Below are 4,192 nucleotides of genomic sequence, written 5' to 3'. Positions count from 1 at the left end.
GGGCTGGGGCCGGTCGACGGGGGCGGTGGGCCCGGCGGAGGCCAGAGACTCGGGAGGCGCGGTGCCCCCGGTGGGCGCGGGCGGACCGGTGGATTCCGCGGGTTCGGGGAGTGCCGCGAGGAGCCCGAGGGGGACCGGTACGGCGAGCGGGCGGCGCTCCGGCGACGGCGGCACCGCGCCACTCGCGGCCCCGTCGGCCCCGTCTGCGCCTTCGGCCGCCAGACAGGCCACCGCGGCCCCGCACACCCTCCCCTGGCACCAGCCCATGCCGGCCCGGGTGAGCAGTTTGACGGTCCGTGCGTCGCGGGCGCCCAGATCCGCCACCGCCTCCCGGACGCGCCCCGCGGTCACCTCCTCGCAGCGGCACACCTCCGTGTCCTGGCTGAGCCAGTCGGTCCAGCCGGGCCCGGGCGCGTGCGCGGCGGCCATGGTGTCGGCGAAGGCGCGCATCCGGTCCCGGCGCCGGCCCAGGCGGCGGATCCGGCGCACCGCGGCGGCCTCGGCGCCTCCGCGCAGCCGGACGGCAGCGGAGACGCCCGCCAGTTCGCCTTCGACGCGGGCCAGTTGTGCCCCGCCCACGCCGCCGGTCTCCCCCGCCGCCCAGATCCCGGGCACCGAGGTGCGCTGCTCGGCGTCGAGGACGAGGGCGCGCGTGCCGTCGGGGGTCCACCGGATGGCGCAGCCCAGCCCGGTGGCCAGCTCGATCTGCGGGGCCAGGCCGTGCCCCACGGCCAGCGCGTCGCAGTCGACCCGTCGACCGGTGCCGGGCACCGGGCGCCAGTCGCCGTCCAGCCGGGAGACGGTGACCCCGGCCACCCGGTCGGTGCCGTGCACCGCGGTCACCGCGCTGCGGGTGTGCAGCCGCACCCGGTGGCGCAGCAGCGCCGTGCCGTGCCGGGCCGCCTCGACCAGTTTCTGCGGGCTGCCCGCGAGGGCCAGGGGGTGCCGGGCATAGCGGAGGTAGCCGGCTGCCTCGACCACGGCCGGCACTCGGGCCCCCGCGGCGGCGAGCGAGGAGGCGACGGCGAGCAGGAGCGGGCCGCTGCCGGCCACCACCACCCGGCTGCCCGGCAGCACCAGCCCGGACTTGAGCATGGCCTGGGCTCCGCCGGCCCCCACCACCCCGGGCAGGGTCCAGCCGGGGAAGGGCAGTTGCCGCTCGTACGCGCCGGTGGCGAGCAGTACCGCTCGGGCCCGCAGCAGTACCGGCCGCGGGCTCGGTCCCTCGGCGCCGTGGACGGCGTGCACCGCCCAGCCCGCGCCGTCCTCGCGGACCACGCTCCACACCTGATGGCCGTTCAGCCAGGTGACCTGGCCTTCGGCCAGACGCCGGCGCAGTCCGGTGAGGACCGACCAGCCATGGTGGAGGGCCTGCGGTCGGGTCGCCCCGAGCCCCGGGGCGGGGTGCCGGTAGTACTGGCCGCCGACCTGCTCCGCCGCGTCCACCAGGGCGACGTCGAGTCCGTACTCCCGGGCGGCCGCGGCTCCGGCGAGGCCGGCCACGCCCGCGCCGATGACCACCAGGTCATGGGCTTCAGACGCCGAGTCCGGCATGGCCGTGTCCTTCCTGGACGGTGAGGGCGTCGCCGGGCCGGGCGGGCACCAGGCAGGCCCGGCGGTTGGGTACGCCGTTGATGGTGGCCAGGCAGTCGTAGCAGTGGCCGATGCCGCAGAAGGCACCGCGTGGCCGTCCGCCCTTGCGGGTGGTGCGCCAGGCCAGGATGCCGGCCGCCCACAGAGCGGCGGCGACGGACTGCCCGGGCAGTGCGGTCACGGCACGGCCGTCGAGGGTGATCTCGAACGGTGGATCGGGCTGGGCGCCGGCCAGACCGGCGGGGGTACGGGCCACGACGGACCTCCATGGCAGGGGGACGGGGCCGGGCGGACCGGGCCGGGTCGGTCGGGAGCGAGTGGTCGGTGCGGGCGGCAGGTGAGGGCGTGCCGGCGGATACCCGTGGTGGCGGAGCCGGACCGTGGTGCGGAGATCGGGGCGTACCGGAGGCGGACGAGGTGCGGCGCTGTCAGGCCGCTTGGCGGAATCGGCCGGGGTGGAAGGGGCGGGCGTCCAACGGGGGTTCGCCGCCGGTCAGGAGCCGGGCCATCAGGAGTCCGGTGGCCGGCGCCAGTCCGATCCCGGCGCCCTCGTGGCCGCAGGCGTGCCACAGTCCGCCCACCTGGGGATCGGGGCCGATGGCCGGCAGGTGGTCGGGCAGGTACGGGCGGAAGCCCGCGTAGCCGCGCATCGCCCGCACCCCGGCCAGTACCGGGAAGAGGGCGGTGGCCTGCGCGGCCAGACGGCGCAGCACCGGCACCGACAGGGTGCGGTCGAAACCCACCCGCTCCCGACTGGCGCCGATCAGTACCGGGCCGGCCGGGGTGCCCTCCACCACGGCCGAGGTCTGCAGTGCGGCCGATCCGCTGGCCACGTCGGCGACGTAGTCGGCCGCGTAGACCTTGTGCCGGACCACGCGCGGCAGCGGTTCGGTGACCAGCACGAAGCCGCGACGAGGCAGCACCGGCAGCTTCGCTCCGGCCAGCTCGGCCACCTCCCCTCCCCAAGTGCCCGCCGCGTTCAGCACCTGACGGGTGCGCAGTTCACCGCGGGCGGTGCGCACTCCCCGTACCGCGCCCCGGTGGTCGGTGAGGATCGCGGTGACCGGTTCGCCCAGCCGCAGCCGGGCACCGGAGGCGCGCAGCAGTTCGGCCGCCGCCGCGGCGGGCTGGAGCTGGGCGTCCTGAGGGTAGTGGAAGCCTCCCGCGAGGTCAGGGGCGAGGTGCGGTTCGTGTTCACGGAGCCGGTCGCCGGGGACCTCCTCCGAGCCGACCCCCGCCGCCCGCTGGGCGGCGGCGAAGTCCCGCAGTGCCGCCATCCCCTCCTGGTCGGCCGCGACCACCAGGCCGCCCTTCGCCTCGTATTCGATCCCCGGCGGCAGCTCCTCGGCCAGCTCGCGCCACAACCTGGTGGAGAGCAGGGCCAGTTCGAGCTCGGGGCCGGGTTCCTTGTCGGAGACCAGCAGGTTGCCTTCCCCGGCCCCGGTGGTGCCGCCCGCGACGGGCCCGCGGTCGAGCACGGTGACGGTCAGGCCGGCTCGGGCGGCGTAGTAGGCGCAGGCGGCGCCGACCACGCCCGCTCCGATGACGACGAGATCCGCGGAGTATCCGATGTATCCGATGGGCACGTCAGTAATATTTCACATGGCACTATGCCTGCCAAGGGCTCCGCACATCGCGTCCGGGTGCGGGCGGCGCCCCCGACATCAGCCGCGCGCCGCCGAACCGTTCGCCCGCCGGCCAGGTCCAGGGACTGGGCGGCCTTCGCTGGTCAGCAGAGCGAGGCATCCCGCTCGGGCGATGCCATGCCATCTCGCCCACGTCCCGCGGACGGCGCGGCCCTGAGCAGGAGGGCGCCGACGACCAGGGCGGCCAGGCTGAAGCCGGCGGCGGCCAGGAAGGCCACGTGGTATCCGCCGACCAGCGATTCCGCCTCGCTCTTCCCCGCGGCGGTGAGGTTGTTCGTACGTGCGCTGACGAAGGCACTCTGCGCGGTCAGGCCGATCGCGCCACCGATCTGCTGAGTGGTGTTGAACAACCCGGAGGCGATACCGGAATCGGCCGGAGCGACGGCGGTCATCCCGAGCCCCATGACGGCCGGTGCGGCCAGGCCGAAGCCCAGTCCCATGACGAGGCCGGCGGGGAGGAAGTCCACCAGGTAGACGCCGTCGACGCGGGCGAACGACAGCATGACGAACGCCCCGACGATCAGGGAGAGCCCCAAGAGGAGCATCGCGCGATGGCCGAACCTGGTGATGAGCCGGGTCGAAAGGCCGAGGGACACCGCCGCGATCACCACGGCGATGGGCACGAACCCGATACCGGCCCGCAACGAGCCGTAGCTCAGCACCCGCTGCAGGTAGAGCGTTCCGAAGAACAGCAGGCCGAACATGCCGGCGATCATCAGGAACTGGACGATGTTGGCCGCCGCCAGGCTCCGCGAGCGGAAGAGGCGCAGCGGCAGCAGCGGATCCGCGGCGGTGGCCTGGCGGACGACGAACCCGACCAGCAACACGAGGGACAACGGGCCCAGCAGCAGCGTCTGGGCCGCGCCCCAGCCGACCCGCTCGGCGTCCACGATGGTGTAGACCAGGAGCATCATGCCGCTGGTGACCAGCATGGCCCCCAGGAAGTCGATGCC

The 4,192-nt window shown here is 75.3% G+C and carries 4 protein-coding genes; all 4 read right to left on the bottom strand.

The annotated features are described in order from the left end of the window. Positions 1–1,554: NAD(P)/FAD-dependent oxidoreductase (locus tag E4099_RS29790; RefSeq protein WP_135342222.1), on the bottom strand; the 1,554-nt coding region annotated here is incomplete at its 3' end. Continuing rightward, positions 1,535–1,849 carry a (2Fe-2S)-binding protein gene (locus E4099_RS29785; protein ID WP_135342221.1) on the bottom strand — a complete coding sequence of 105 codons (315 nt, stop codon included), beginning with the start codon at positions 1,847–1,849 and terminating at the stop codon, positions 1,535–1,537. The genes E4099_RS29785 and E4099_RS29790, both read right to left, overlap by 20 nt. A gap of 172 nt (positions 1,850–2,021) precedes the next feature. After that, a complete protein-coding gene (locus E4099_RS29780; RefSeq protein ID WP_245245302.1) occupies positions 2,022–3,179 on the bottom strand; it encodes an NAD(P)/FAD-dependent oxidoreductase in 1,158 nt (385 codons plus the stop codon). Positions 3,180–3,322: 143 nt separating this feature from the next. After that, the coding region (locus E4099_RS29775; RefSeq protein WP_135342220.1) for an MFS transporter at positions 3,323–4,192 on the bottom strand (870 nt) is incomplete at its 5' end.

The organism is Streptomyces palmae, from assembly GCF_004684805.1.
GTDB lineage: Bacteria > Actinomycetota > Actinomycetes > Streptomycetales > Streptomycetaceae > Streptomyces > Streptomyces palmae.
This window is presented reverse-complemented; position numbering and strand designations above follow the sequence as displayed.